We start from the raw sequence: 4,063 nt of genomic DNA on the forward strand, positions 1-4,063 counted from the left end.
CAGGGGAGTGGACTTTGACACGATGATCGCGAGCTACCTGCTGGAGCCGGGGCGCCGCGAGCACGGGCTGGATTCCATCGCCCTCCAGCACCTTGACCACAAGACCATCTCGTACGAGGAGGTGACGGGGAAGGGCAAGGCGCAGATCCCCTTCGCCGAGGTGGAGCTGGAGAACGCCTGCACCTACGCCGCCGAGGACGCCGACATCGCGCTGCGCCTGGCGGAAAAGTTCGGGCCGGAGATGGAGGCGCTGCACCTGGACCGGCTGTTCCGCGAGGTGGAGATGCCGCTGGTGCACGTGCTGGCGGAGATGGAGTGGAACGGAATCCGGATCGACGAGCCGTTCTTCGCCCGGATGGGCGAGGAGCTGAGGACGCAGCAGAGCCGGGTTGAGCGCGAGATCTACGCCGAGGCGGGCACCGAGTTCAACATCGGCAGCACGCCGCAGCTGCGGGAGATTCTGTTCGGCAAGCTGGGGCTGCCCGTCATCAAGAAGACCAAGACGGGCGCCTCCACCGACGTGGACGTGCTGCAGGCGCTGGCCGCGCAGGGCCACACCCTGCCCACGCTGCTGATGCAGTACCGGCAGATCGACAAGCTGCGCGGCACGTACGTCGACGCGCTTCCGCGGATGGTGAACCCGAACACGGGGCGCATCCACACGTCGTTCAACCAGACGGTCGCGGCGACGGGCCGACTCTCGTCCACTGACCCCAACCTGCAGAACATCCCCATCCGCACGGAGATGGGCGCCGAGATCCGCCGCGGCTTCATCCCGGCGGAGGGGCACGTGTTCGTCTCGGCGGACTACTCGCAGATCGAGCTGCGCATCCTGGCGCACTACTCGGGCGACGAGGCGTTCGTCACCGCCTTCCGCGCCGGCGCCGACATCCACCGGCAGACGGCCGCGCTGATCTTCGACGTGGCGCCCGACGCGGTGACCAAGGAGATGCGCGACCGGGCCAAGACGGTGAACTTCGGCATCATCTACGGGCAGGGGCCGTTCTCGCTGGGGCAGCAGCTGGGCATCCCACAGTCGGAGGCCAAGGCGTTCATCGAGCAGTACTTCGAGCGCTTCCCCGGCGTCCGCCGCTACCTGGACGAGCAGATCGAACTGGCGAAGAGCCGCGGCTACGTGGAAACGCTCACCGGGCGGCGGCGCTACATCCCCGAGCTGAAGTCAAAGAACTGGAACATCCGCGCGTTCGGCGAGCGGGCGGCGACGAACGCGCCGATCCAGGGCTCGTCCGCGGACCTGATCAAGATCGCCATGATCCGCATCCAGGACGACCTGGCCGCCGGCGTGGTGCCCGCGAAGATGCTGCTGCAGGTGCACGACGAACTTCTGTTCGAGACGCCCATCGGCAGCGAGGACGCGGTGCGCGAGTTCGTCCGCGAGCGGATGGAGGGCGCGGCCACGCTGAACGTGCCGCTGAAGGTGGAGGGCGGGGTGGGGACGAACTGGCTGGAGACGAAGTGAGAGTGCGTGAGTGCGTGAGTGCGTGAGTGCGAAAGTGCGAAAGTGCGAAATCGAAGTGCATCGATTCTGGGGTGGCGGTGTACATCGCAGATTCCCGGGTTTCTCCGCTCCAGATCCTGAGCCGGCATGCTGAACGCCGTTCCCGTTGACGCTCCCGAGGTTGAGCTCGGTCTGCTGGACGACCTGATCGCGCAGGTGGAGACGGCGTTCCGCGGCAAGCGCGAAACGGTGCGCCTGTCGCTGGCGGCGCTGCTGGCCCGCGGGCACCTGCTGTTCGAGGACATCCCCGGCGTGGGCAAGACCACGCTGGCCCGCGCGCTGACCGCCGCGCTGGGGCTGGAGTTCCGCCGCATCCAGTTCACCAGCGACCTGCTGCCCAGCGACGTCCTGGGCGTCTCCGTCTACAATCCGCGCACGCACGAGTTCGAGACGCGGCCGGGGCCCATCTTCACCAACGTGGTGCTGGCGGACGAGATCAACCGCGCGCCGCCGCGGACGCAGAGCGGGCTGCTGGAGGCCATGCAGGAGGGCCGCGTAACCATCGACGAGCGCAGCTACGACCTGGCGCGCCCGTTCCTGGTGATGGCGACGCAGAACCCGCTGGAGCAGCACGGCACGTATCCGCTGCCGGAGAGCCAGCTGGACCGCTTCATGATGCGCCTGTCGATCGGCTATCCCGACGCGGACGAGGAGCGCAACGTGGTCCTGCAGTCCGCGGGCACGCACGACGCGGTGGACCGCATCCGCCCCGTGCTGAACGCTGAATCCGTGATCGCGCTGCAGGAGCGGGTGGATTCGGTGCACGCCGACGCGTCCATCGTGGACTACCTGATGTCGGTGGTGCAGGCCACGCGCGCCGAGCCGCGTTTCCGCGCGGGCGCCAGCACCCGCGGCGCCATCGCGCTGCTGCGGGCCGCGCGGGGATACGCGCTGGTGGATGGCCGCGAGTTCCTGGTGCCCGACGACGTGCGCCGCCTGGCGGTGCCCGTGCTGGCGCACCGCCTGCTCCCGGCCGGCGCCTCTGCCGCGACGGGCGAGGCGTACCAGGAAGCCGTAGGCGTGTTGGACGACGTGATCGCCCGCATCCCGATGCCGGTGTAAAGGCGCCGGTCCGAAGCAGACACCGCAGCCTGTCATCCAGAGGCCCAGGCGAACGACACTGGCCCGCAGCACAATCATCGCGGGCCGAAGGATCTAGCCGCGGCCACGTACAAGCCAAGGCGCGGCAGCGGTCGCGGAGGCGTTGGCCTCGGCTGCCGTGGGGCCCTCACCCGGCCGCGCTGACACGCGTGCCACCCTCTCCCGCAAGCGGGAGAGGGTATTCTCCAGGATTGGGTGCATCGGATTTGGTTCGGTGCGCGGGCCGGGCGCCCCCCATCCCCAGCCCTTCCCCCGCAAACTGCGCGGGGGAAGGGAGCTAGTCTGGCGCGCTTCCGCAGCCGCGGGTGCAGTTCAGGTCTCCCCCTCCCCTGCGCAGCGGGGGAAGGGGGCCGGGGGGAGGGGGCTCCCAGAGGCATTCACCGGCACCCAGCCGAAGCGCCCTCGAAGTTCCCCCCTCTCCCGGCGCAGTTTGCCGGGGGAGGGGCCGGGGGAGGGCCCCGCCCGAGGCATGCGCCCAAGTTCTCTTGCTGTTTCCACGCGTGAAAATCCCAATTCCCAAGTCGCTCGCCCACGTTCGCACCCGCGTCCGCCGCTGGCTGAAGCCGCCGCGGCGGCTTCATTTTTCACGCGGCGGGTGGTTTTTCACCGGCGGCTCGGTGATGCTGGGCTTCGCCGCCGTCGGCACCGGCAACAACCTCCTCTTCCTGCTGCTGGGCGGCATGCTGGGCTTCATCACCCTCAGCGGCTTCCTTTCCGAGCAGATGGTGCGGAACCTGGAGGTGCGCCGCCGCGTGGCCCGCGCCACCGCCGGCTCGCCCGCGCGCATCGTCTACGAGATCCGCAACGGCAACCGCCGGCTCTCCGCCTATTCCATCGAAGCCGGCGAGGACGGACACGAGACGCGCGGCTGGGTGGCGGCCATCGCGCCGGGCGCCCACGGCTTCGCCCGCGCCGAACACACCTGGGAGCGCCGCGGCGTGTATCCGCTGGAAACCATCGTGCTTTCCACCACCTTTCCTTTCGGCCTGTTCGTCAAGGAACGCGACCGCGACGTACCGGGCGAGGCGGTGGTCTGGCCGCGCGTGGACCGGCCCGTGCGCGAGCCGCGTCCCTCGGGCGAGCGCGTGCGCCAGGCCGGCGAGGCGTACGCGGGCTCGGCCGGGGCGCGCGGCGAGTACCGGGGGTTGCGGCCGTACCGCCCCGGCGACGACCCGCGCGACGTGCACTGGCGCACTACGGCGCGCGTGGGGCACCCCGTGGTCCGCGAGTACGAGCGCGACCGCTCCCGCGCGCTCTGGCTATGCCTGGACCTGCGCGCGCCCGACGGTGACCTGGCCGAGGATGCGGTCGAGATCGCCGCCGCCGTGGCCTCCGCGGCCCTGAAGCGCGGCGAGGCGTTCGGCCTGGCGACGCAGGATGCGCGCGTGCGGCCGGCGGGCGGGGCCGCGCAGATGGAGCGCGTGCTCGACCTGCTGGCCCGCG

General features: G+C 70.2%; 3 protein-coding genes. All 3 read left to right on the forward strand.

The features are described 5' to 3' along the window. Positions 1–1,480: DNA polymerase I (gene polA / locus VIB55_RS15840; RefSeq protein WP_331877632.1), on the forward strand; the 1,480-nt coding region annotated here is incomplete at its 5' end. A 126-nt stretch (positions 1,481–1,606) separates the two neighbouring features. Beyond that, the gene (locus tag VIB55_RS15845) at positions 1,607–2,581 is read left to right on the forward strand and encodes a MoxR family ATPase (protein WP_331877633.1); all 975 of its coding nucleotides are present in this window, start codon (positions 1,607–1,609) and stop codon (positions 2,579–2,581) included. Between the two features lie 539 nt (positions 2,582–3,120). Further along, positions 3,121–4,063, forward strand: a 943-nt coding sequence (locus VIB55_RS15850; RefSeq protein ID WP_331877634.1) for a DUF58 domain-containing protein, incomplete at its 3' end; no start/stop codon positions are given.

The sequence above is a fragment of the Longimicrobium sp. genome (genome assembly GCF_036554565.1).
In the GTDB taxonomy this organism is placed as follows: domain Bacteria; phylum Gemmatimonadota; class Gemmatimonadetes; order Longimicrobiales; family Longimicrobiaceae; genus Longimicrobium.

Bases quoted from the DNA above. Each gene is read 5' to 3' on its own strand.
- VIB55_RS15845 (WP_331877633.1), top strand. From the start codon at position 1,607: ATGCTGAACGCCGTTCCCGTTGACGCTCCCGAGGTTGAGCTCGGTCTG.